Genomic DNA, 704 nt, shown 5'->3' on the forward strand with positions numbered 1-704 from the left:
GCGCGCGCGCATCGGCTGCGTCGCGGCAATACAGGACCGCGCGCGCATCGCCGACGAGCTCGGCGCGCAGCGTGTCCCGGTCGCCCTGGTAGCGCACGCCGCCGTCGCGCACCCAGACGAGATCGTCGACCACGCTCAGTTCCTCCTCCGAATGGCAGATCATCGCGACGCTCGTGCCGCTTGCGCGGTCGCGCAGCAGGTCGATCACGACGCCCGCATAGCGACGGTCGAGGCCCGTGAACGGCTCGTCGAGCACGGCCAGCTCGGGCCGGTGCGCGAGCGCGACGTACAGGTCCACGCGCTGGCGCTGCCCCTTCGACAGCGCGCGGCACGGCTTGTCGAGCAGTTCGGCGATGCCGAGCGCGTCGGTGATCGCCGCATCGGTGTGTGCGTACATCGCGCGGTGCAGCGCGACGATCTCGGATACACGCAGATGATCGGGATACTCGACCTTCTGCAATTGCGCGCCGATTCGCTGCAGCGACCGCGAATCGCGCATGAAGCGTTCGGCCGGCACGTCGAGCACGCGCACGTCGCTGCCGCCGCGCCGGAAGCCGAGCAGCGTTTCGAGCAGCGTGGTCTTGCCCGAGCCGTTCGGCCCGATGATCGCGGTGATCGCGCCGAGCCGGAACCGCACGTGGCGCGCGGAGAAGCGGAAATCGCCGGCCGCGACGTCGATCGCGCGCGCGCCGAGCGCCGCGCCC

General features: G+C 71.3%; 1 protein-coding gene. It reads right to left on the reverse strand.

The genetic code is table 11. From position 1 onward, the window contains the following. A partial coding sequence (locus JMF90_RS39295) for an ATP-binding cassette domain-containing protein (protein ID WP_201326573.1) occupies positions 1-704 on the reverse strand: 704 nt, incomplete at both ends.

This window comes from Burkholderia sp. E168m23 (assembly GCF_016586125.1).
GTDB classification, from domain to species: Bacteria; Pseudomonadota; Gammaproteobacteria; order Burkholderiales; family Burkholderiaceae; genus Burkholderia; species Burkholderia orbicola.